Below are 25,436 nucleotides of genomic sequence, written 5' to 3'. Positions count from 1 at the left end.
CCATGTATTTAAATGTCCATTCTCAATATAGCCTGCGTTATGGAACGATGTCTATTCCTAAATTGATCGCAGAAGCGCTGTCTTTTGGCATCACTCAATTGGTGCTCACGGATATTAATAATTCTACCGGCATCATGGAATTCATACGTATCTGTGATGAAAAGGGGATTAAGCCAATTGGAGGAATAGAATTCCGACGCGATAAAAAACTGCTTTATATCGGCATTGCCAGGAATAAAGAAGGAATGAAGGAGCTAAATGATTTTTTAACGGTACATAACCTGGAGGAAAAAGCCTTGCCGGATACGGTTCCGGAAATGCAGTATGCCTATATCATTTATCCCTTTGCCTATTCAGAACCGCTGAAAACCAACGAATATCTGGGCATTCATTTTGAAGAACTCCCGCTGTTATACCAGAAAGATCTGACTGCGATAAAAGACAAACTATTGGCCTTGCAGCCGGTATTCGTATCCGATAAACTGGAGTATCGCCTGCATGAATACCTTCGTGGAATAGACCTGAATGCGTTGTTAACCATGGTAAGTCCAGAGGATAAATGCAGAAATACAGATCGTTTTCTTCCTCCGGGAGAACTGGAAAGCCGTTTTAATAAATATGCTTTTATCCTCGATAACACCCGGAACCTGATGAATACCTGTGTGATGGATTATCCGAAAGGGAGGGTTAACCTGAATAGAAGGACTTTTACAGGAAAAAAGGACGATGATAGGGCCCTGCTGTATAAGCTGGCAATGGAAGGTCTGGTGTACCGCTACGGTAAAAATAATCGCGCTGCACTAAATAAGGTGAAGGAAGAGTTGAAAGTAATTGATGACCTGGATTTTTGTGCTTACTTTTTGATTACCTGGGATATTATCCGCTATTCCATGGCGAAAGGATATTACCATGTAGGCCGCGGTTCTGGTGCCAATAGTACGGTGGCTTATTGTCTGCAAATTACAGATGTAGACCCGATTGAGCTGGATCTTTATTTTGAACGGTTCCTCAATGCACAGCGAACTTCTCCTCCGGATTTTGATATTGATTATTCCTGGGATGAAAGGGAAGATGTGCAGGATTATATATTTAAGCGGTATGGGAAGGAACATACTGCACTGCTAGGGACGATGTCTACTTTCAAAGACCGGAGTGTAATCCGGGAAATAGGGAAGGTGATGGGTTTGCCTAAAGCGGAGATCGACAGCTTTACCGACCGTACACAGCTGATCGCCAATCAGGATCATCCTACTTTTAAAAAGATCATGGCCGCGTATGCGATGATGGCGGATATGCCAAATCAGCGTTCTATTCATGCAGGAGGGGTGCTGATTTCGGAAGAGGCAATTACCTATTATACGGCATTGGATTTACCGCCAAAAGGGATGCCTACCGTACAATGGGATATGTATGAAGCTGAAAAAATTGGCTTTGATAAATACGATATCCTGAGTCAGAGGGGGATTGGACATATCAAAGAAGCAGTGCGTTTGGTGGAGGAAAATCTGCAGCGAAAAATCGATATTCATCAGGTGAAGACATTTATGGTAGATCCCAAGCTCAATATGCGTTTGCAAACGGGCAACACGATTGGCTGTTTCTATATTGAATCTCCTGCCATGCGGCAATTGCTGACGAAGCTGCGCTGTGAAAACTATATGACACTCGTAGCCGCAAGTTCTATTATTCGCCCCGGAGTGGCACAATCGGGCATGATGAAGACGTATATTCAGAGTTACCACGACCCTAAAAATGTGAAATACCTCCATCCGGTGATGGAAAAGACCCTGGGTGATACTTTTGGCGTGATGGTGTACCAGGAAGATGTGATTAAAGTATGTATTCATTATGCAGGAATGGACGGTACCGATGCCGATATTCTGAGAAGAGGAATGAGTGGGAAATACCGCTCCAGAACAGAATTTGATAAGCTGGTGGAGAAGTTTATGGAAGGTTCAAAGGCTTTGGGCAGGCCAGAAGAAATCACTAAAGAGGTATGGCGACAAGTATCGTCTTTTGCCGGCTATAGTTTTTCTAAAGCACATTCTGCAAGCTTTGCCGTAGAAAGCTACCAGAGCTTATACTTAAAAACATATTTTCCGAGGGAGTTTATGGTAGGAGTACTCAACAACTATGGTGGGTTTTATTCCAGATGGTTGTATGTGCATGAGCTAAAAAAAGCAGGTGCAGAAATTCATCTGCCTTGTGTAAATCATAGCTCGGAAGTGGTTTCCATCAATGGAATAGCAGCCTATCTGGGCTTTATTGGTATTCAGGGGCTGGAGAATAAATTTATTGCCCTGATTCCTGAAGAAAGAAAACGCAATGGGGATTACCTCGGATTGGAAGATTTGGTGAAACGCACAGGAATTGGTTTGGAACAAGCGATTATCCTGATCCGGATAGGGGCATTGCGCTTTACCGGCAAGAGTAAGAAAGTATTGCTTTGGGAGGTACACTCGTTATTGGGTGCAAAGAACAAGCAGGTTCAGGGAGCCGAATTGTTTGAGGTATCGGCAAAGCATTATGCGCTTCCCGTACTACTCAATACGCTATTGGAAGATGCTTACCATGAGCTGGAACTGCTGGGCTTTCCGCTGAGTCTGTCTATGTTTGATTTGTTGCAAACCTCTTATCGCGGGGATCTGTGTACTGCAGACTTGAACAAGCAGCTCGGGAAAACAGTGAAAATGGTGGGACAGTATGTCTGTGAGAAAACCGTTCAGATGAAAAACAATAAAAAGATGTGGTTTGGAACCTTTCTGGATGCTGAGGGAAACTTCTTTGATACGACGCATTTTCCAAACAGTACGCCTGTTTATCCCTTTAGAGGAACAGGTTGTTATTTGATCCTGGGGAAGGTGGTTTCTGACTTTGGTTTCCCTAGTGTAGAAGTTATTCGTTTTGCGAAATTACCCATTGTTGGCAATCCGGTAATGGCCTAAAAAATGTAGATTTGGGCTTACCTTAATTAAAATTACCTATGATTAATGATGTGAAGATCCTGGAAACTGAAGTGCTTTCCGATAACTGGTACACCCTGCGAAAAATAACTTATGAGTACCTGAAAAAAGATGGTAGTAAACAGGTTCAAAGCCGTGAAGCTTACGATAGGGGGAATGGTGCAGTGATTTTACTTTACAATAAAGAGCTGCATAAGGTGATTTTAACCAGACAATTTCGTTTGCCTACTTTTTTAAATGGCAATGAATCAGGGATGCTGATCGAAGCTTGTGCAGGTTTGCTGGATACGGATAACCCGGAAGATTGTATCAAAAGAGAAACAGAAGAAGAAACCGGCTACCAGATTACGGAAGTAAAAAAGGTTTTCGAAGCGTATATGTCGCCAGGTTCTGTGACAGAAATTCTATACTTTTTCGTAGCAGAATATAACCAGTCGATGAAGGTAAATGAGGGCGGTGGACTGGAACATGAAGAAGAAAATATAGAAGTATTGGAAGTGGACATAGAAAAAGCGTTACAGATGGTAGAAAATGGAGAAATTAAAGATGCGAAAACCATTATGTTACTGCAATATGTAAGGTTACATCAATTGATGTAGTTTTCTGGAAATCGAATGAGTTAATCATTTATGCGTTTTATTTAGTTTTTTTACTCCTTTTTTGAGATAATGTTATTACTTTCGTCACGAATATTAATGCTGTCGTCTCAAACAGGTTCTTTTTAAAATGTTTTTGTTTACTGCAAATTAATAATTCTAATTGATAAGGCTATTTTGATCGCCTTATTCATGGATTAAAACGATCTGTAGTCTAGTAAACAGAATAAAAAACGGGGCGATACCGAAAAGCCATAAGAGTAGGGAACAAACTAACCATACAATGAAAAAAATTCTATCCATTTCTGCATTATCCGTTACCCTACTTTTCTCTAGCTGTGCCACTATCTTTACAGGTTCGAAACAAACTGTTCAAATTCAATCTACGCCTCCGGGAGCAGATATTGAAGTTGATGGTATTTCTGCCGGTGTTACTCCTGCTGCAGTGAGGCTGAAAAAAGGCTTTTCTGGCCAAACAGTGAGTTTGAAAAAAGATGGTTATGAAGCTAAATTCTTACAACCTGCTACTACTTTCAATCCAGTTGCAGTTTTAAACTTATTCGGTCTTATTGGCTGGGGAATTGACGCAGCTACTGGTGCAATGATGAAATATGATCCTAAAGTGATTGATGTGAAATTAACGCCTGCAAAAGACGCTAAAGAAACTGCAAAAGCGAACTAAAAATAGTTACGATTCTTAAACAGAAGAGTTGAAAAAGCTGAAGATGGAATGTATTCCTCTTCAGTTTTTTTATGCATCATTCTGTAGGTTCTGAATAAACACTTTTGGTGTCAGGCCATATTGCTTTTTAAACTCTCTGCTGAAATATTTAGGATCATTGAAACCAATGAGATAAGAGATTTCGGAGATGGTATAAATCTTATGTTCCAACAGTTGCGCTGCTTTTTTCAAACGGATGGTTTTAATAAAATCATTTACGGATAGGTCGGTAATGGCACGTATTTTTTTATACAATATAGGCTGGCTCATGCCGAGTTCGTTAGCAAGCTCCGGAACACCAACTTCTTGATTCGCCAGGTTTGCTTCAATAAATTGCATTACTTTTTCAAGAAAGGCCTGATCTGTAGCTCCGATGACAATATTTTGTGGCTGTAAGGTAATTTGACTCGCATATTTCTGACGCATCATTGCCCTGGACTGCAATAGATTTTTGACATGTAATTCCAATAATGTCGTACTGAAAGGTTTAGTAATATAGCTATCTGCACCAGTTTCTAAACCGCTGACCTGGTGTACATGCGAGGATCTGGCCGTCAGTAAAATCACTGGAATGTGACTGGTACGCTCGTCTGTTTTTAATCTCCGGCACAATTCTAAACCGTCCATTACAGGCATCATAATGTCGCAGATGATCAGATCTGGTAGTAATTCTATCGCTGCCTCCCAGCCTTTTAGTCCATTGACGCTTTCTTCCACCTGATATTGTGGTTTCATCAGGCTCACCATCAAGTCTCGGATTTCCGGATTGTCTTCTACAATTAATATCGTTTCTTTAGCTGTGATATTTGATTCCCTGACTTCAATAGTTGCTGAGGCGGCAGCTTGCGTTTGCGGGGCCGCTGCTGCAGTCGAATCAGTAGCTCTGCCCAGGGAGGAGGGCTGTTCCTGACTGATGTTCTCCTGAAGTTCGCTGGCTTTGAAATGGGCTTTGCCTTTTTTTAGCTTTACAGTAAAGCAGGTGTCTCCAGTTTTTTGGGCAGTTGAGGGATGACTTTCAATTCCGATTTCGCCATGATGTGCCTCCACGACGCTCTTCGATAGTGCCAGGCCAATCCCAGACCCAATATGATTGGAACCCTGCTCATCGACCTGAAAAAAATTGCTGAATAGTTTATTCTGACTTTGATAAGGAATACCTTTTCCATTGTCACGAACCTTGATCTCTACCTCTTGCACATGATCTTCAATAGAAAAGGAGATGCTACCCCCATCATCTGTAAATTTAAAAGCATTACTAAGCAGATTGAACAATACCTTTTCCATCTGGACTTTATCAAAATACATTAGGATGTCGTCTTTGCTACTATCAAATGTGTACTGAATATCCTTGCTGATGGCCAGGTGCTGAAAGGCAAAAAAGATCTCTTTGCTGAAGCTGACTATGTTTTCCTTGCTGATATTGAGTTTTAGATAGCCAGAGTCGGCTTTCCTGAAATCCATCAGTTCAGTAATCAAACGCATCAATCGATCGGCATTATTTTTAATTGGAAGCACTTGTTTATGAAGGTCAAGATTATCCTGAGTACTTTTTAAGAGGTTCTCCAGCGGACCAAGAATTAGGGTAAGTGGCGTTCGTATCTCATGGGATATATTGGTGAAGAAACTCAGCTTCATCTGTTGGATATCTTCAGATCTTTTGAGCAATGCACGGATAATCAGGTAGCGGACACCGAGAAAGAGCATCACTGAAAATATCAATGCATATGCACAGTAGGCCCACCAGCTGGCCCATATTGGTGGAAGGATATGGATGTCTATGCTGGCCAGACTACCACCTGGAGTTCCGTCGTTATTCTGACCTTTGACCAGGAAAGTATAAGCCCCGGAAGGTAGGTTGGTATAGGTCGCAAAAGGACTGCTCAGCTCATTCCATTCCTCATCATAGTTTTCCAGTTTATAGCTATACCTGTTTTTCTCAGGCTTGATGTAATTTAATAGTGCAAAGCCAATGGTGAAGTGGTTTTGATCATGTTTAAAAGTGATGCTTTTAGTACTGCTGATGTCTTCTTTTAAAAGCTGATCCTCTCCGTTTACGGCTACAGGTTTATTGAACAGTTTCAATCCGGTAAAAATGATCGGACTGGTTTGGCGGTTGATTTCTATTTGTTTTGGGTAAAAGGAAGTCAGGCCGTTGTAGCCACCAAAGTAAAGCTCACCAGAACTATCTTTGAGATAAGACCTCACATTGAAATCATTACCTGCAAGACCATCACTCTTGGTATAGATCCTGAAGGTTTGCGTCTTTTGATCTAGCTTTGATAAGCCATGATCGGTGCTGATCCATAGGTTGTGACTGTCGTCTTCAATCACTCCCAATACATTGTTATTGGAAAGACCTTCTTTTTCGCTATAGGTTTTAAATTTCCCTGTTTTCTGATTATAAATACTTAAACCACCAAAATAGGTGCCTATCGCCAGATTTCCATTGGACATTTGTAAGATGCAATTGATGTAATCTGATTGCAGTTGAGTAGGATTTGCTTTATCCTTAAAGAAAGAACGGAGCTTTTTTGTTTTCAAATGATAGGCGTGTAATCCAGCCTGAGTACCTATCCAAAGATGCTGATCACGATCCTCATAAAGGAACTGGATTCTTTTATTCTGTAGTTTACTTTCTATCGGGCTTTTGCTGGTTTGTGCCGCATAATTGCCATTTATCATTTTCAACAGATTGAGCCCGCTATAAGAACCGACCCAGATATTTTGATCACTGGTTGAACAAATGGCAATAATTTCGGCCGTGCTTTGGGTGTTGTTATTGTCTTTAATATTGATGATGTGGCGGAAAGTTTTTGTACTGGTATTGAAAATGTTTAATCCACCATGGTGTGTTCCGATCAGTAAATTACCCACCTTATCCTTGCAAATTGTTTTTATTAGGTTGGAGCTTAGGCCTTCCTTGTTGTTCAGGTTGATTTTATAGGCTGTATAGGTATTTTTGCTGCGGTTGAAGTAGTTTAGACCACCACCTTCTGTTCCAATCCAGAGATTGTGTTCTGCGTCTTCGACGATAGAACTTACAATATTACTGCTGATGCTAGGCCTTATCCTGCTGTTTTTGAAGGCATGGAATTGTGTAGCAAAAGGATGAATCAGGTTTACACCGCCGTAAAATGTACCGATCCAAATGGTATTGTTGCGGTCCTGGTAAATGCTATGGATGGAATTATGACTCAAACTGCCTTTTTGCTCTGGATTATGTAGGAAATTGCTGAATGTTTTTTGCTGTGGATCAAAGACACTTAATCCTTCCTGAGTACCAATCCATAATTTTCCATCCTTGTTCAGCATAATTTCCCTAATGTCGTTGTGTACAATAGAATTGCTGTTTTCGCTGTGCTTATAGGTGGCAAATGATTGACTTTCCGGCAGGAAAAGGTTTAGGCCATTGTCTGTGCCTACCCATAGGTTCTGCTGCTGGTCGGTTTGCAGGCTGGTAATATAATTAGAGCTGATGGTACCTGCTTTGCCGCCCTGATAATGGTAAACCTGGTAGCTCATTTTCCCCTGTTTAAGGTTCATACGGATTAAACCATTGAGGGTAGCCAGCCAAACCGTTCCGTTTTTCTGCCGGAGTGTGGAGTAGATATTATTGATCCCTCGGCCATTTAGGGTATCCTTAAATATAAAGGACTGAAATTCATTCTTATTGCGGTCTGTAAGTAGGTTTGCCCCACGTAAGGTAGACACCCAGATGTTCCCCTGAGGATCTTCATAAATATGTTCTATGCTATTACTGCTGAGGCTTTTCTTACTCTTTGGATGGTAGTAGATGCGTTGGAAGGCATCTTTCTTTACATCGTATCGGTTGAGACCATTTACTGTCCCCACCCATAATGTACCTTTTGAATCACTTAAAACTGCGGTAATCTCATCGCTGGAAAGACTATTTGTGTCTTTAATGTTGTTTTTGTAGACTTTAAACTGGTAGCCATCGTATCGGTTTAGTCCGTGTTTAGTGCCAAACCAAAGCAGTTGTTGCTGGTCCTGGCTGATAGACATGACCGAGTTTTGGGATAAACCATTTTCCAGGGTCAGGCTGCTGAAACGCAGCTGCTCCTGAGCGCAGACCATAGCCGACCATAAAACAAGAAAGGAAAGCAATGCCATGCAAAAGCTCCTTTTAATGAATCTCATGTTTGTTCCCTCCCCCGGGCTTTATTATTGGTTAGTATTTAATAGCGTGAATATCTGATTATTCATCCTTATTCGCGATGAAATATTGATCAATTATAGTTAAATGCCCTTATTTTTTGATTTTTCTACCCTTTCTTTTAGAATAATCATCTTTTTAAAAATAATAATCCGACAGCTTTGGTTCAACCAAAAAACTAAAACCAAAAATGAACAGATCCTCTTTTAACCACCATTTTCTTCTATTCAGAAAGTAATCACGATACGTTTAGGTTGGGATACCCTTCGTCTGTTGTGTGGTAGCAACAACGAAGGGGTATTTTTTACCTACACGGAAATCTCTGTGGGCGACAGCCTTTTCTGAGCCGGCAGCTACCATCAACTATAACCTAAAACCAGATATATGAGAGAAAAACTACGCTATTCATTTAGAAATTTGGGACTGTGTGTACTCTGCTTTACCGCAGCGAGCGTTCATCAGCGCGCATCCGCACAAACCCAGGACAGTACTTTCCTGAAGAAAGCACTAAATGACTCTGTCCGAAAGGCGGTTAAGAGTTCCTATACCTACCAACAGCCAGGAGCTAAAATTCCGGTATTGTTTGGGACGCAACGCAAAGATCAACTTTTGCAATCACAGGCGATTATCAGTGGCGATGAATTGCTGAGCTATCCTGTTGCACAATTGGAAGCCGCATTATATGGTAAATTCGCCGGTCTTTATTTATCGCAGGGTTCTGCAAAACCAGGTGACGATGCGCCATCAGTTTCTTTAAGAGGCCGGGTACCATTGGTGTTGGTAGATGGAGTGCCAAGGAATTTAAGCAGCATCAATCCAGAACAGATTGCTTCGGTATCTGTGTTGAAAGATGCCCTCGCCAGTGCGATGTATGGTATGAGAGCTGGTAATGGTGTGATTTTAATTGAGACTAAAAGAGGCAGCATTGCGCCAAGGAAAATCTCTTTTACCGCACAAACAGCCATTCAAAAACAGTTAAGTACCCCTTCATTTTTGAACTCGGCAGATTATTCAACGCTTTTTAATGAAGCCCTGATTAATGATGGTAAACAACCGGTTTATACCGCTGAAGCGATAGAGAAATACCGCAATGGTTCAGATCCTATTGCCTATCCCAATGTGGACTGGTATGATGCCATTTTAAAAAATAAAGCTTCCTTACAACGCTATAACCTAAACTTTTCTGGTGGCAATGAAATCGCGCGTTATTTCGTAGACCTGGATTACCTGAATCAGGATGGTTTCTTCGTATCTGATGCCAAAAGAAATCGATATGAGACCAATAATTCCTTTAAGCGTTATGGCTTCAGAACGAATATTGATGCAGATCTGACCAAAAACCTGTTGCTGTCGCTGAATATCTTTGGCAGAATCAGGAATGGCAATGAGCCGGGGGCAATTGACGGCAGTTTGATTGGGATTACTGGCTCGGATTTGATTTATTCAAGTTTATTGAGGACGCCTAATAATGCGTATCCGATACTCAATCCTGATGGCTCTTTTGCTGGAAATCAGCAGTTCAATTATAACCTGTACGGACAGGTGGTAGGCTCTGGCTATAGACCAAGTTATAACCGTAACCTTGGGGTAGACCTAAGTTTAAGACAAAAACTAGATGGACTATTGGATGGCTTGTACATCAAAGGAAAAGGTTCATTTAATACTTATTATTCAGAACTGATCAACAGGAGTAAGTCTTTTGCAGTGTATGAATACCGTGCTAATCCAGGAGGCGCTCCCATCATTAATAAATACGGAACAGATGGTTCTCAAAATAATAGCTCTTCGATTGAGTTGACCAACAGACAGATTTATGCGGAGATGTTATTGGGCTATGACCAGGTTTTTGGAAAGCACGAAATCAATGCTTCTTTGAATTTCAATAGTGACAACCTGATCACGGGATCAGATCTAAGCCTGACCAATAGTGCCATTGCAGGAAGATTCCAATACAATTACAGCAAAAAGTATTTTGTGGAACTGGTTAGCTCCTATATGGGGATGAACAGGTATCCTAAAAATCATCAATGGGGCTTCTTTCCCGCAGCAGGACTGGGATGGGACATCTCAAAAGAAGATTTCCTGAAATCTGTAAGCGCGTTAAATCTGCTTAAAATCAGAGGTAGTTACGGGAAGAGCGGCGATAATAACGGCGCTGGTTATTACGTATACGACCAATTCTACAATAATTCTGGCAGTGTGTACTTTGGAAGCCCGGCAACCAGCAATAGTTCTATGATAGAGGCACAATTGGCCAATCCTAATATTACCTGGGAAAGTGTCAATAAACTGAATGTAGGATTAGACATTGCCGCTTTCCAGAATAAATTACAATTCACAGTAGAGTATTATAAAAATGCGTACTCGGATCTGTTACAACAGCGAGGTACAAATGCAAGTGCGATGCTAGGCAATAGCAGGCCGGATGAAAACATTGGGAAAAGAACGTATAGTGGCCTAGAATTAACTGCCGGTTATTTTGGGAAAACCGGAAATGTAAACTGGTTTGTGAATGGAAATGTTTCCTTCAGCAAAAGCAGGGTGGATTTCATCGATGAGGTGATCAGACCTTACGACTGGATGAAAAGAACGGGACTGCCGGTGGGTCAAGCTTTCGGAATGGTGGCTGATGGGTTCTTTAACAACCAGGCAGAAATTGACAGTTCTCCAAAAATTGATGGATACAAAGCTGTTCCTGGTGATATCAGGTATAAAGACCTGAATGGCGACGGAGTGATCAATGTGTTTGATGAGCAGGCGATAGGGAGTACTAAGCCACTGGTTTTTTACGGACTTACTGCAGGCTTCAATTATAAAGGTTTTGAATTCTCCATGGTTTGGAATGGGGTAGCCAATAGAAATGTTTATGTAAGTGGTCCTGGTACCTATGAATTCCAGTCGGTAGGAATAGGTGGTTATGGACAAGCATTTACGCATCATCTTGACCGTTGGACACCGGCTACCGCTGCTACTGCAACCTACCCGCGTTTAACTGTAGGAACCAATATGAACAACCAACGTCCCTCTTCTTTTTGGTTGAAAAATGGCAGTTATCTCCGCCTGAAAAATGCAGAACTGGCTTATTCCTTACCACCGCGCTGGATCAGCTTTGTGAAAATCGACAAGGCCAGAATCTTTGTAAACGGAACCAACCTGCTCACTTTTACAGGCCTTGATCGGGTAGACCCTGAAGTAATCTCCTGGGATTATCCAAACCAACGTGTATTCAATCTTGGTATCAACCTACAATTTTAAACCTACGAACCGAACGTAATGAAGAATGTAAAACATATAATTACAGGACTTGGCCTGGTGGTCATGCTGGCTTCCTGCTCAAAATCAGTGGAAATTGAACCGCTGGAAAGAATTAATGAAGACCTGGTCTTCGATCAGATCGATAAAAATGCAGATTATGCCAAGCAGTTTCTAAATGGTACGTATCTGCAATTACCGGATGGATACAACCGTTTGCTGGCGACTTTTTTGGATGCAGGAACGGATGATGCGGTATCTTCTCAGGATGGTAGTCCGGTAGAAGGGTTTAGAACTGGCCTGGTTTCCGGTCAGAATGTGCCGGATAACCAGTGGGCAAGAAACTATATGGGGATTCGTAGGGCGAATATATTCCTGAGTAAAATTGATGTAGTGCCAACTACGCCCGCATTGAAAAGTCAGTGGAAAGCAGAAGCCCGATTCCTGCGTGCTTATTTCTATTTCGAGCTGTTGAAACGTTGGGGAGGAGTTCCACTACTTGGCGACAAAGTTTATGGCCTTCAGGACAATATTAATCTGAAAAGAAACACTGTGGAAGAATGTTATGATTATATCCTTTCAGAAATTGAAGCGGTAAAAGAGGTATTGCTTCCTGCGGTGGTTGCTGATCAGAATATAGGAAGAGCGAATAAAGGGGCAGCATTAGCCTTAAAATCAAGGGTGCTTTTATACAGAGCCAGTCCTTTATGGAATCCTAATGGAGATTTACAACGCTGGACTGCTGCTGCGAATGCTGCAAAAGATGTCATGTTATTGGGCAATTACAGCCTGGGAACAGACTTTATTGCCTTGTTTAATTCCGTAAAACATGCGGAGATCATCTTCATGAAAGAGCAGGGACAAAATCAGAGTGTAGAAATATACAATGGGCCTATTGGTTATATCCAGGGCACTGGAAATACCAGCCCCTCACAGAATCTGGTCGATGCTTTCCTGATGAAGAATGGTAAAATGCCTGGGGAAGCAGGTTCTACCTATGATCCGGCAAATCCTTATGCCAACAGAGACAATAGGTTTGCAGCAACCATTATGTACAATGCCACCAAATGGTTAAACAGGCCTGTGGAGACTTTTAACGGGGGTTTAGATCGTCCAGGAGGGAGCAGAACACAAACAAAAACCGGTTATTACCTGCGTAAGTTCATGGGGAAATTCGAAAGTTCAGGAACTTATAGCAACCAGAATCACCATGTGATCTTGTTCCGTTATGCGGAAATGCTATTGAACTACGCGGAGGCCTTGAATGAGGCTAGCGGACCGGTTAAGGAGGCTGTAGATGCGATTATTGCGATCAGGAAACGTGCAGGAGTAACGGCAGGTTCGGATAGCCGATACGGTATTCCGACAGGTGTTGATCAAAACCAACTGCGTATACTCATCAGAAATGAACGACGTATTGAAATGGCTTTTGAAGAACAGCGTTTCTGGGACATCAGAAGGTGGAAGATTGCTGAGCAGGTGATGAATAGCCCGGTAAAAGGAATGAATATCGTTAAAAATGCAGACGCCACATTTAGTTATACCATTCAGGATATCGCGCCATCTGTATTCGATGCTTCGAAAAATTACCTCTTCCCGATCCCTTATGCAGAGATCCAGACGAATCCAAACATGACTCAAAATCCAGGATATACTTATTAATTCCTCTCCAACAAACCTAGAAATAATGAGAAAGATAATTCTTTTATGCTTTATACTTTGCCTGAGCCAGATCGCATTTGCACAACAGATCGTGGTGACTGGCAAGGTGACCGATACGGACGGTGGCCCGATTCCCAATGCTACAGTTAAGGAAACGGCAAATCTTAAAAATGGGGCCTTTACCGGTGGTAATGGTACATTCAGTTTAAAGATTAATAGTAAACAAATTACGGTATCGATGATTGGCTATGTGTCGCAAACGATCACTATAGGAAATAACCGGGCGATCAATGTGAAACTGCTTGAAAATAACTCCGAGATGGAGGAAGTGGTGGTAGTTGGTTATGGCAAGCAAAAGAAAATCAATAGTAGTGGAGCAATCTCTACTATTAGTGGTAAAGAATTGCGCCAAAGTCCGGCGGCAAGTATTCAGAATTCCCTTGCAGGTAGATTGCCTGGTTTATTCCAGCAACAGACCAGTGGACAGCCGGGTAAGGATGCTGCCAATATCTACATCAGAGGGATCAGCTCTTTTGCGGGTAATGCCAACCGTCCATTGGTGATTGTAGATGATGTGGAGTTTCAATATGACCAGCTGAATCAATTAGACCCTAATGAGGTGGAGAGTCTTTCCATCCTTAAAGATGCAGCAACCACTGCAATTTATGGAATTAAAGGGGCAAATGGCGTAATTGTGATCACCACCAGAAGGGGTAAAGAAGGTCCGGCGGTGATTACCTTCCGCACAGAAGCAGGTTTGCAAATGCCTACGATATTAAGGAAGTCTTTGGGTTCATATCAGTCGCTTCAATTGTTAAAAGAGCAAGCCATTAATGCTGGTCAGGATCCTAATGTTGCTTTTCCAGGATTGGTGAGCGACGAAGCATTGGAGCATTTTCGCTTAGGTGATGATCCATTCCGCTATCCAGATGTGAACTGGTATGATGAGGTGATGAAAAAATCTGCGATACAACAACGCAATAATATTGATATCAATGGAGGTACAAATACGCTTCGATATTTTATCTCTGCAGGTTCCATCTTTCAAAACGGAATCCTTAAAGATGTACCAAGAAAAGAGAAATTAGATAATAATTACTACCTAAAGCGCTACAATATCCGCTCTAATGTAGATTTGGATGTCAATAAGAACTTAAGTCTAAAGTTAGACCTTTCTACCCGTTTCAGTGAAATCAATGAGCCTAATTTACCAGATCCGATGGCTGGTGGTGCATTGCCTTTCTGGCGTAGAATTTCCAGCGGATTACTTGGTCCATGGGTATATCCAGTTAAAAATGCCGATGGTAGCTATGGTGGTATAAAAGCAGGCTCATTAAATCCTGTTGGCGCCCTGGAATATGGTGGATATAAAAGAAGTTACAGCAACGACCTGAACCTGAATTTAAGTGCAGATCATAAGCTGAACTTTTTAACGGAAGGCTTATCTGTAAAAGGAGTGATTGCCTATACCAACAGGTCTTCCTTCAGCAGAGAATTAACGAGGGGTCGTTTTCCAGTATATTCTTTGATTCCAGGTACAAATACCTTAGATCCTGTGTATCCTGAGCTGTTGAGAATTGAACCTTTAGTGAGAAGCAGTAATTATGCAGTTCCTTTCAGAAGGGTCAATTTACAGGCTATCGTAAATTACAGCAGACAATTTGGCGATCACAACGTATATGGTTTGGTGTTGAACAATCGTACCCTTGATATTGAAGGTGTAGGAGAGCCGGCGAAGTTCCAGGGGTATGCCGGTAGGGTAGGATATAACTTCAAATCCCGTTATTTAATTGAATTTAATGCAGGTTATAACGGTTCCGATCGTTTCAAATCTAAAAATAGGTACGGCTTATTTCCAGCAATCTCAGGAGGATGGAACATCAGTGAAGAGTCTTTCTTCAAGGATCATATCAAGGCGATCAATTACCTGAAGATTAGAGCATCTCATGGTACAGTAGGTAGTGATGAAGTGCAGGGAAACAGGTATCTATATGAAGAGGTGTACACGGTGAATAATGATGGTTATTACTTTGGAGAAAATCCAACGGGACAACCTAAAGTAACACCGGGAACATTGGCTAACCTGGATGTAAGGTGGGAAAAGGAGCGTAAAACGAATATTGGTATAGACATGAAGCTATTCAATAGCAAGCTGGAGATCACGGCTGATTATTTTAATCACTTACGTTATGACATCCTGACCGCCAGAGAAACTGTTCCAGCTTATTCTGGTCTGAGTTTGCCTCCGGTAAATCTGGGAAGGGTAAGTAACAAAGGATTTGAGTTAGAGTTGAACCATCGCAATGCGGTCAATGATCATTTCCAATACTTCATTCGTGCCAATGCTTCTTTTGCCAGAAACAAGATTCTTTTCCGTGATGAACCGGAAGGAGTGGCACCAAACTTAAAGAAAACCGGACGTCCGGTAGGGCAGTTGTTTGGTTATGTGGCTCAGGGATTTTATTATGACGAGGCCGACATTGCAAACAGTCCGAAGGTATTGGGGAAAACAGTTAAACCGGGAGACCTGAAATATGAGGATGTAAATGGTGATGGGATCATTGATGGAAATGACATCACCGCGATCGGTAAACCGGAAACTCCGGAGCTTAGCTTTGGTTTCTCTGCCGGATTTACGTACAAGGACTTTGACTTTTCATTCCTGTTACAAGGTGCTTCCAGAAGTAGTATCAGTTCAAATACGCTGTTGCAAATTGGCAATGTGAATGGGATTCCAGCTGCGATTCACTTGAAACGCTGGACACCAGAAAACCGCGACAATGCAGAGTATCCAAGATTGGGTGGTGTAAGTTTTGACGCTTCGACCTTCTGGTTGAGACCTGCAGATTACCTCCGATTGAAAAATGTGGAGCTGGGTTACCATATTCCTAAGGCATTTACGCAACGCTTAAAACTGAAAGACATTCGTTTATATGCCAATGGCTTAAACCTATTAACCTTTAATAAGCTAAAAATCTATGATGTAGATCCTGAATCTAAACGTGGAAGTGTGGAGGCTTATCAGAATTATCCTCAGATGAAGATCATCAACTTTGGTTTACAAGTAACATTTTAAGAAGAAAGCATGAAGAATCTAATTAAATATATAATGATCACTGCAAGTATTGGGCTTGCAGTGTGGAGTACAGGATGTAAAAAAGCATCAAGCAGTGGTTTCCTTGATCCGACAGACATTGGGCAGATCAATGAGCAAACTGTATTTGCAGACAGTGCGCTAAGTATGCAGTTTTTAAACTCTGTGTATGCTGAACTTCCTAAAACCTATTTCATGCAAAATGGAATTACTGGTGGTGGAATCTGGTCTTTCGCCGATGCTTCAGACGATGGAGAAGCACGCTGGTCCAGTGGTTTCTCTCAGGGGTATAATATGGCCAATGTTGCTGGTGGTTCTGATAACTCCTTTAGCTTGTCGACCTGGAGTGGCTGTTACGGAATGGTAAGAAGGGTGAATGTGTTTTTATTCAATATCGATAGAGCGCCCCTTTCCGCAGCAAAGAAGACAAGGCTGAAAGCAGAATCCAGATTTCTAAGGGCCTATGCTTATTATCATTTGCTGAGAACTTTTGGTGGTGTTCCTCTGCTGGGAGATGCCAAATATTCGCTGACGGATAATTTTATGTTGCCAAGAAGCAGCTTTGCAGCCACCCTGGATTACATAGAAAAAGAGCTGGATGCCATTACACCTATTTTATCATTGGATTATCCACCTGAAGATTTCGGACGTCCAACAAGAGGGGCTGTTCTGGCGGTTAAATCCAAATTATTGTTGCTGGCAGCGAGTCCACTTTACAATGAAAGCAACCCGAATACAGGGCCGTTGAAGGCCTTATTAGGTTTTGAAAGCGGCGATGCCAATCGCTGGAAAAAAGCTGCTGATGCAGCTAAAGCAGTCATGGATCTGGGTTTATACCATCTGGTAGAAGACAATACCACGGCACCTGGTTATGGGTATTATGATATGGGAATTCAGCGTAAAAATTCTGAGTACATCTTTCAGATCATGATGAACACCGGGCGTTTTTACGAGCAGTATCTTTTACCAGCTTCCAGAGGGGGACAGAATTATGGAAACCCTACTCAACAACTGGTGGATGATTATGGCATGGCCAATGGTAAACTGATTACAGAAGCCGGATCAGGATATGTGGAGACTACTCCTTATTTGAACCGTGACCCAAGATTTGGTTACACGATTTTATTCAACCAGTCGCTTTGGTTAGACAGAACAAGTTTAACTAAAAAGCCGGTAGATTTATATATGCAAGCCCCAGGGGATGGGATGAGTACGGCACCTTATAATACGGTGACCGGATACCTCTGGAGAAGATTTTGTAATGAAAATGCGGGTGGTAATTTTGGCGTATCCAGTCAGATTGGTCTGGTGGTATCAAGATACGCAGATATCTTGATGTGTTATGCCGAGGCTTTAAATGAGTTCCAAGGACCGGGTCCAGAAGTTTACAATGCGGTAGAAGCGATACGTAAACGTGCCGGTTTGATGCCTTATGCATTGGCTACAGGATTGAACAAAGACCAGATGCGTACCATCATTCGCCATGAACGACGCATTGAATTTGCCAACGAAGAAGGACACCGCCTGTTTGATATTTACAGATGGAAAGTGGCGGAGAATTTACTGAATGGTCCTATGGGCGGCATGAGGTGGACTAAAACTGGTAGTAACTTCACTGCAGCACGCATTGTTTTTGAAACCAGAAAGTTCAATAGTCCGCAAATGTATTACCATCCAATTCCATTAAAAGAAATCAACAAGAATAATCTGTTACTTCAGAATCCGGGTTGGTAAAAAACGATAAATTAGTAATCCCTGACCTTAACCACCAAACGATGATCAAGCACAAAAACAGAACCTACAAATCTCCTGATGAATGTCAATTGAGTAATTCCTGGAAACCCTTTAAAAAAGCCTTGGTTATCGTTTGGTGGTTAACAGGATTTCATGCTGCATTTGGACAAGCAGAAAGTGCCAGAAACTGGCTGAGTACCGAATTTACAAAAGGTGTAGATTTTAATCATATCGAAGCATGGCGTCAGCAAAAGCGATCGGAGACTTTAGGCAAGATTGCTGCTTTGCCGGATAGTATCAAAAGCACTCTCCTGAAGCAAGGGGAGCAGGCCAATAGTTATGTCTGGCCTGCTTTGCCAGCTACACTTTACCTGGATTATAAATTTACCGGTACGCGGACTAATTATGAGCAGTTGCAAGGAGAAAGGCGTAGGAAACTAGCTCAGCTAGCGATTGCTGAGCTGATAGAAGGAAAGGGCAGGTTTATTCCTCAAATCGTAAATGGGCTGTGGTTGGTGATGGAGGAGAGTACCTGGGTGGCGCCTGCACATATTGTGGTGCAGAAAGCGGGTTCAGGTCTTCCTGATCCAGCAGAAGGATATATAGACCTGAATGCGGGGCGTACTGCGGTTAGCCTGGCCATGATTTATGATTTATTGGGTCCTGAACTTGATGAATACTCTAAGGTGATCAACCGCAGAATAGTTTCTGAACTGGAAAGACGAATTTTTCAGCCTTATATGCAATACAATCACTTTTGGTGGATGGGTTTTAAAGGGAATTCTGTGAACAACTGGAATGCCTGGGTGAATACCAATTGCATGCAGACCGCGCTATTGGTGATGAAGAACCCGGATACGCTTCATCGTTTCACAGAGAAAATCCTGCGCAGTACCGATCATTTTATCAACCAATATCCATTGGATGGAGGTTGTGACGAAGGTCCGAGCTATTGGAATGAAGCAGGAGGAAAACTGATCCGGATGTTAAGTTTATTGAATAGCGCCTCAAAAGGGCAGCTGGACTGGAAGTATAAAACCTTAATTCATGATATGGGCAGCTATATTTATAAGATGCAGATCGCGGATCAGTACATGGTGAACTTTGCAGATGCGACGGCACTTTCTACGCCCAATTTCGAAAGTGTTTACCAATACGGGACTTTCTTTGATGACCCTGCTTTGAAACAATTTGCAGCTTTTCAATTTAAACAGAATCAGTATAAAATTCCATCGGGAGACCTGACAGACTTTGTTGCTGCGGTCAATATTTACGCCGAGCTGATGGCTACAAAGGCTTTGGCGCCATATCCTGCGGTTTCCTTGTTTAAGGATTTGCAGGTGTTGACGATGCGGAGCAATGCAGGAAATACCAAAGGAATGTTTGTCGCCATAAAAGGTGGGAATAATGCGGAAAGTCACAACCACAATGATATTGGCAATTTCATTATTTATATGGATGGGAAACCTGCCATAATCGATGTTGGTGTGGGCACTTATACGAGCAAAACCTTTAGCAAGCAACGCTATGAATTGTGGAATCTGCAATCGCAATGGCACAATTGTCCACAAATTAATGGACAGCAACAACAGGATGGAAAATCATTTGCCGCCAAAGATTTCTTGTATAGTCATAAAGGAGATCATGAAAGTTTACAATTGGACCTGGCTCCGGCTTATCCGAAAGCTGCTATGGTAAACAACTGGACAAGAAAACTGGATTTTTATCCGGAAAAGGAAGTGTTGACCTTAACGGAGTCTTATCAGTTAAAAGCTTACCATCAGCCTTCGGCTTTAACATTCATGACTGCAGAGCCGGTTGTAGAAAGTAAAGGAGCCCTGACTTTTGGGGATTCTGGCTTAGCGATGGAATATGATCCTGCTCAATTCCAGCTGAAAATAGAAACAAGGGTGATTGATGATGATCGCCTGAAGAAAAGCTGGGGAGAAAAAGTATACCGGGTACAACTGATGCTGAAAAGTAAGTCGCTCAAAGACCAGTTGGCCTTGAGATTTTATAAGAAAAAGTAATTACCTGCCGAAACCAAAACACACAAAACTGAAAGAATGAAGAAATTATTGATTGCAGGATTAGGCCTTGCAGCACTGATGAGTTTACAGCCCCTAATGGCGCAACAAACGAGTCCGAAAGAGAAGATTAATTTAACCCATGGCGCTCATAGAGAAGGGAAACGTAGCGATGCAGCTATGGAGAAATGGCGTGGCTATGGCCTTGGGCAGTTTATCCATTGGGGTCTTTATGCCATACCTGGAGGAGAATGGAATGGGAAACAGTACAATGGTGCTGCGGAATGGATTCGTTCCTGGAATGGGATTCCAAATTCTACTTATGATTCCCTGATTTATAAGTTCAACCCTAAGTCTTTTGATGCAACCGCATGGGCGAAATCTGCAAAGCAAATGGGGGCGAAGTACGTCACTTTTACTACGAAACACCATGATGGTTTTTGTATGTGGCCGAGCAAGTTTAGTAAATATACTGTAGCGCAATCCCCTTATAAAAAGGATATCGTAAAAGCAGTGGTAGATGCTTATGATAAAGAGGGAATAGATGTGATTTTATATTTCTCAGTGATGGATTGGAGTAACCCAGATTGGCGATATGACCTGAAAACAAAGGGGGATAGCGTCGCTTTTGAACGTTTTAAAAAGTTTACCCGCAATCAGCTGATCGAATTGTTAACGAATTATCCAAAGGCCAAAGGCTTATGGTTTGATGGTACCTGGGATAAATCATGGGTAAAACAGGCTGCTTTTGCCGATGAACTGGAAACTGAAATGCGCAAACTCCGTCCGGGATTGATCATTGGAAGCCGATTCAGAGCGGATGAAAATGGGAGGCGTCATTTTGATTCTAATGGCGTATTAATGGGCGATTATGAGCAAGGTTGGGAGCGTAAAATCCCTAATAAAATTGAAGATGTACATGGCAACGATTGGGATTGCGTGATGACGGTTCCTGAAAACCAATGGGGATACAATAAAGCCTGGAACGGACACATCAAGACAACTAATGAACTCCTGGAGATGACAGCTAAATGCGTTTCTCTGGGTGGAAATTTTGTTCTCAATTTCGGTCCGCAGGGTGATGGTGCCATCCGCAAGGAAGAACTGGCATTGGCTACTCAAATCGGAGATTGGATGAAAGTGAATCAGGATGCGATTTACAATTGTGGTTATGCTGCTTACGACAAGCAGGATTGGGGTTATTTTACTAAAAAGACGGGTTCAGACCAGATTTATATGGTCGTTTTTAATCCACCGATTTCTGGGGCATTGAGGGTAAAAACACCAGCAAAAACAAGCATTAGCAAAGCTTATTTAATGGCAGATCCCGGGCAGACTTTCCTTCCTGAGGAGATCAGCAACAATGAATACTTTTTGCATCTGAAAAAGAAAGATCATCAACAACCTTTTGTAATTGTACTGGAGACGGTAAAAAAGCAAGATAACAACGGGACTAAATACGAGAAAGCTAAAATTTAATAACGAAATACGAATATGATGATAAAACCTGGGAGTGCGTTGTTGCTATTAACGGCATTGATGCTTTTGTTAAGCAGCGCAGTAAAGTCACAAAATAAGTCAGGAAGGCAGGTCATTTCCATCAATACGGATTGGCAGTTTAAGAAAGATGCAAACCGTAGAGATGCGGCATTAACGGAGCTGAAATGGAAAAAAGTAAGCGTTCCACATACCTGGAACGATCAGGACATACAGGCCGGGAAAGGTTTTTATGCTGGTGATGCGATCTATCAGAAGGAACTTACAGCGGCAGCCGACTGGAAAGGGAAACGTGTTTTTATACGCTTTGAAGGAGTAGGTTCGGTGGCTCGCCTCTATGTAAATGACCGCTATATTGGGGAGCATAAAGGCTCTTATTCGGCTTTTGCATTTGATATATCCTATGCATTAAAGTATGGAGAAAAGAATAAAATTGAAGTAAAAGTGAACAATGAAGAGCGGGAAGATGTGATTCCAATTAATAACCGCTTATTCCCAATTTATGGAGGGATCTATCGTCCGGTATCACTGATCATTACCAATAAACTGAATATTGCAGTCACAGATTTTGCTGCACCAGGGGTATACATCAGTCAGCAGGATGTATCGGCTAAATCAGCAGAAGTAAAAATAAAAGTCAAGCTGGAGAATAAGTCGGAAGCGGCGGCTCCAGTGACTCTTTCTACTTCTATCTATGATGCAACAGGAAAGCTGGTGAAACAGGCAGAAGAAAAGCTGCTGGTTTCCCGACAAGGGGAGCAGATTTTTCATCAACAGCTGAACCTGTTATCACCACATCTTTGGAATGGGATAAAAGATCCTTATTTGTATAAAACGGTGGTTCGTATCTCAAATGAAAATGGTTTGATAGATGAAGTTACCCAATCATTGGGCCTACGTAAATTTGAGATGAAGCCCGGTAAAGGTTTTTACCTGAACGACGAGCCTTATCGCTTGCTTGGTGTTTGCAGGCATCAGGATAAACAAGATGAAGGAAATGCCTTGTCTAATGCACAGCACCTTGCGGATTTGGAGGACATTAAGGAAATGGGCACTACTTCGATCCGCTTTGCGCATTACCAGCAGTCAGAATACCTTTATTCAAAATGCGACAGCATGGGCTTTGTGATTTGGGCAGAAATCCCTTTTGTAAATGCAGTATCTACAAAGGAAGCTGGAAACGCAAAATCTCAACTCAGAGAATTGATTCGTCAGAATTATAACCACCCTTCCATCTATGTATGGGGATTACACAACGAGGTTTATGGGAAAACACCGGATGATTATACCGCAGTGTTGACCAGAGATTTAGATGACATCTCAAAAACTGAGGATCCGGATCGTTATACGGTTAGTGTGAGCGGTTATGGAGAAATGGATCGTCCAACAAACTTAAATGCGGACATTCAAGGGATGAACCGTTATTACGGCTGGTATGAAGGTCGGATTGGCGATCTTGAACAATGGGTATCTGGATTGGAGCAAAAGTTTCCGGATTATAGAATGGTCTTGTCGGAATATGGGACGGAAGCAAATATCGCCCAGCAGGAAGAGCTGAGCAGGGATACCGGAAATCCATCAGGACAAGTTTGGCCAGAGGCTTATCAGCAGAAATTCCATGAGATCCAATGGGGAATTATAGAGAAACATCCTTATATCGCCGCTTCTTATGTGTGGAATATGTTTGATTTTGCGGTGCCTCCTGCAAATGGGGGGAGTGTTCCTGCCCGAAATATGAAAGGCCTGGTCACTTTTGATAGAAAGGTGAAAAAAGATGCTTTTTACTGGTACAAAGCAAACTGGAATCCAGAACCGATGGTGTATATCGCAGGCAGACGTTTCAATAAAAGAACAAATGGCAACACTACCGTAACCGTTTATTCTAATACCGGAACACCTACGCTTCTTGTCAATGGTAAGAAGATCAGCGGAGTGAAAACGGGGAATACTAAGGTTCATTACATTTTTGAAAATGTGAAACTTCAGAAAGGAAAAAACCAGGTAGAGGCCCTGGCTGGAAAAACAGCGTCTGAATTAAAAGACCATGTGGAATGGACGCTGACGACTACCGCAACCGGAAAATAATCCATGGGCGGTAACGAAAGCGAAAACTATAGCGATTTTCAATTGTTTTAATGCCGTAATTGTATTTTCATCATTTCAACCTTTAGTCATGCCAGAATTACCAGATTTAGAAGTATTCAGTGCAAACCTCAATGAGGCTTTTGCAGGGAAAAAGTTAAGTACTGTACAAGTGCCTAATGATAAAAAACTGAATGTTACTCCTGATGAGCTACGTGATGTGCTTAACGGACAGGTGTTGAAATCTGTGAGCCGTTCGGGTAAAGAACTTCGTTTTAATTTTGAAAAGGATGTGCTGGCATTGCACCTCATGTTACGCGGACAATTGCATTACTTTGAAGAGGATCATGACATTAAGTACCCGATTATAGAACTCTTTTTTGAAGGTGATGTTGGTCTGGTGATGTCGGATCCTCAAAAGATGGCCGCACCAACTTTGAATCCTGCCATGCCTGAAGCCCCGGATGCTTTAGATAAAAAGGTAACAGTTGACTTTCTACTAGACCATTTTAAAGGAAAAAAGGGAGCGATAAAGGGGATCCTTCTGGATCAAAACCAAATTCGGGGAATAGGGAATGCTTATGCGGATGAGATTTTATGGAAGGCCAGACTTTCTCCATTTTCTATTGCGGGGAAGATTCCTGAAGCAAAGGTTAAAGCGCTGCATGAGGCGATAAAAGAAGTGCTGACAGATGCGGTAAAAGAAATCAGAAAAGTTCATCCGGGAAGTATCACCGGAGAATTCAGGGACTTTCTAAAGGTACATACACAACAACATCCTACAAGCCCGACTGGTGCAGAGATCATCATTCAGAAAAGTGGCGCCAGAAAAACCTATTATACGGAAGAGCAAGAGCTTTTCAATTGATATAATATTCAAGTTGCCGGCTTAAACCCGGCAACTTTTCTCCATTGTTTTTATCTTTAACTATCTTTAGGTAAAATTATCTTATCAAAATCGATGTACGGAGATCATGTTAACCTTCTTCCCATTCCGGGAGAAGCACTATTCCTTCCTGATTTTTTTGGGGAAGAAGAAAGTAAAGTCTTTTTTGAAGAACTGACCGTTGGGGTGGCCTGGAAACAGGAACCTATTCAGATTTTTGGTAAAACGGTCTTACAGCCCAGGTTTACGGCTTTTCATGGAGATCCTGGTTTAAGTTACAGCTATTCAGGAATTACGATGAATGCTGTACCATGGACGCCTGCGCTACTCGAGATTAAAAATAGGATTGAGGAACGTTATAAGGTGAAATTTAATGTCTGCCTATTGAACCATTATCGGGATGGGAACGATAGTATGGGCTGGCATAGGGACAATGAAAAGAGCCTGGGCAGGTATCCTTTTATCGCTTCAGTAAGTTTTGGCGCCCATCGTATTTTTCAATTCAGAAGGTATAAAGAGAAGCTACCGATCATTTCCATAGACCTTAGTCCTGGTAGTGTGCTGATTATGAAAGGGGAGACGCAACACTATTGGGAGCATCAATTGCCCAAAACACTAAAGGTAACAGAGCCCCGGATCAATTTAACTTTCAGGCTGATCTTAACCTAAGCATTTTGCAGTATTGCTCCTTTATGCAAAATAAACTGATTGTTGTATTTAAGTCAGAATAGCGCAAAGAGTTTTAAAA

The 25,436-nt window shown here is 42.0% G+C and carries 13 protein-coding genes; 12 read left to right on the top strand and 1 reads right to left on the bottom strand.

Translation table 11 applies throughout. From position 1 onward, the window contains the following. Positions 1-2: 2 nt before the first annotated feature. The 3 genes from dnaE (at position 3) to R2S10_RS20630 (ending at position 4,241) form a co-directional block, all read left to right on the top strand. On the top strand, positions 3-2,945 hold the full coding sequence (gene dnaE / locus R2S10_RS20640; protein WP_316842312.1) for a DNA polymerase III subunit alpha: 2,943 nt from the start codon (positions 3-5) through the stop codon (positions 2,943-2,945). A 38-nt stretch (positions 2,946-2,983) separates the two neighbouring features. Continuing rightward, positions 2,984-3,562: a GDP-mannose pyrophosphatase NudK gene (nudK, locus tag R2S10_RS20635; RefSeq protein ID WP_316842311.1), complete on the top strand. Its 579-nt coding sequence runs from the start codon at positions 2,984-2,986 to the stop codon at positions 3,560-3,562. Between the two features lie 280 nt (positions 3,563-3,842). After that, complete coding sequence (locus R2S10_RS20630; protein WP_316842310.1) at positions 3,843-4,241, top strand: PEGA domain-containing protein; 399 nt, start codon at positions 3,843-3,845, stop codon at positions 4,239-4,241. Positions 4,242-4,310: 69 nt separating this feature from the next. Here the strand turns inward: R2S10_RS20630 and R2S10_RS20625 are convergent, their stop codons facing one another. Beyond that, positions 4,311-8,438 (bottom strand): two-component regulator propeller domain-containing protein, encoded by a 4,128-nt coding sequence (locus tag R2S10_RS20625; protein ID WP_316842309.1) that lies wholly within the window; start codon positions 8,436-8,438, stop codon positions 4,311-4,313. A gap of 400 nt (positions 8,439-8,838) precedes the next feature. Here R2S10_RS20625 and R2S10_RS20620 point away from each other — a divergent pair, with 400 nt between their 5' ends. From R2S10_RS20620 to R2S10_RS20580, 9 genes are all read left to right on the top strand, one after another. Continuing rightward, positions 8,839-11,709, top strand: a complete 2,871-nt coding sequence (locus R2S10_RS20620; protein WP_316842308.1) for a SusC/RagA family TonB-linked outer membrane protein — start codon at positions 8,839-8,841, stop codon at positions 11,707-11,709. Positions 11,710-11,727: 18 nt separating this feature from the next. Beyond that, entirely contained in the window at positions 11,728-13,368 is a 1,641-nt protein-coding gene (locus tag R2S10_RS20615) for a RagB/SusD family nutrient uptake outer membrane protein (protein ID WP_316842307.1), read from the top strand. Between the two features lie 25 nt (positions 13,369-13,393). Beyond that, positions 13,394-16,444, top strand: coding sequence for a TonB-dependent receptor (locus R2S10_RS20610; RefSeq protein ID WP_316842306.1), 3,051 nt, complete (start codon positions 13,394-13,396; stop codon positions 16,442-16,444). A 9-nt stretch (positions 16,445-16,453) separates the two neighbouring features. Continuing rightward, on the top strand, positions 16,454-18,196 hold the full coding sequence (locus R2S10_RS20605) for a RagB/SusD family nutrient uptake outer membrane protein (RefSeq protein WP_316842305.1): 1,743 nt from the start codon (positions 16,454-16,456) through the stop codon (positions 18,194-18,196). Between the two features lie 41 nt (positions 18,197-18,237). Next, the gene (locus R2S10_RS20600) at positions 18,238-20,226 is read left to right on the top strand and encodes a heparinase II/III family protein (RefSeq protein WP_316842304.1); all 1,989 of its coding nucleotides are present in this window, start codon (positions 18,238-18,240) and stop codon (positions 20,224-20,226) included. Between the two features lie 36 nt (positions 20,227-20,262). Further along, positions 20,263-21,702, top strand: a complete 1,440-nt coding sequence (locus R2S10_RS20595) for an alpha-L-fucosidase (protein WP_316842303.1) — start codon at positions 20,263-20,265, stop codon at positions 21,700-21,702. 15 nt (positions 21,703-21,717) lie between these two features. Then, positions 21,718-23,805, top strand: coding sequence for a glycoside hydrolase family 2 protein (locus tag R2S10_RS20590; RefSeq protein ID WP_316842302.1), 2,088 nt, complete (start codon positions 21,718-21,720; stop codon positions 23,803-23,805). Between the two features lie 88 nt (positions 23,806-23,893). Next, positions 23,894-24,670: a DNA-formamidopyrimidine glycosylase family protein gene (locus tag R2S10_RS20585; RefSeq protein ID WP_316842301.1), complete on the top strand. Its 777-nt coding sequence runs from the start codon at positions 23,894-23,896 to the stop codon at positions 24,668-24,670. Positions 24,671-24,763: 93 nt separating this feature from the next. Next, entirely contained in the window at positions 24,764-25,357 is a 594-nt protein-coding gene (locus R2S10_RS20580; RefSeq protein WP_316842300.1) for an alpha-ketoglutarate-dependent dioxygenase AlkB family protein, read from the top strand. Positions 25,358-25,436: the final 79 nt, after the last annotated feature.

Origin of the sequence: Pedobacter gandavensis, assembly GCF_032678745.1 — a bacterium.
Classification (GTDB): domain Bacteria; phylum Bacteroidota; class Bacteroidia; order Sphingobacteriales; family Sphingobacteriaceae; genus Pedobacter; species Pedobacter gandavensis_C.
The sequence above is the reverse complement of the archived record's forward strand: the minus strand, read 5'-3'. Positions and strand labels throughout refer to the sequence as shown.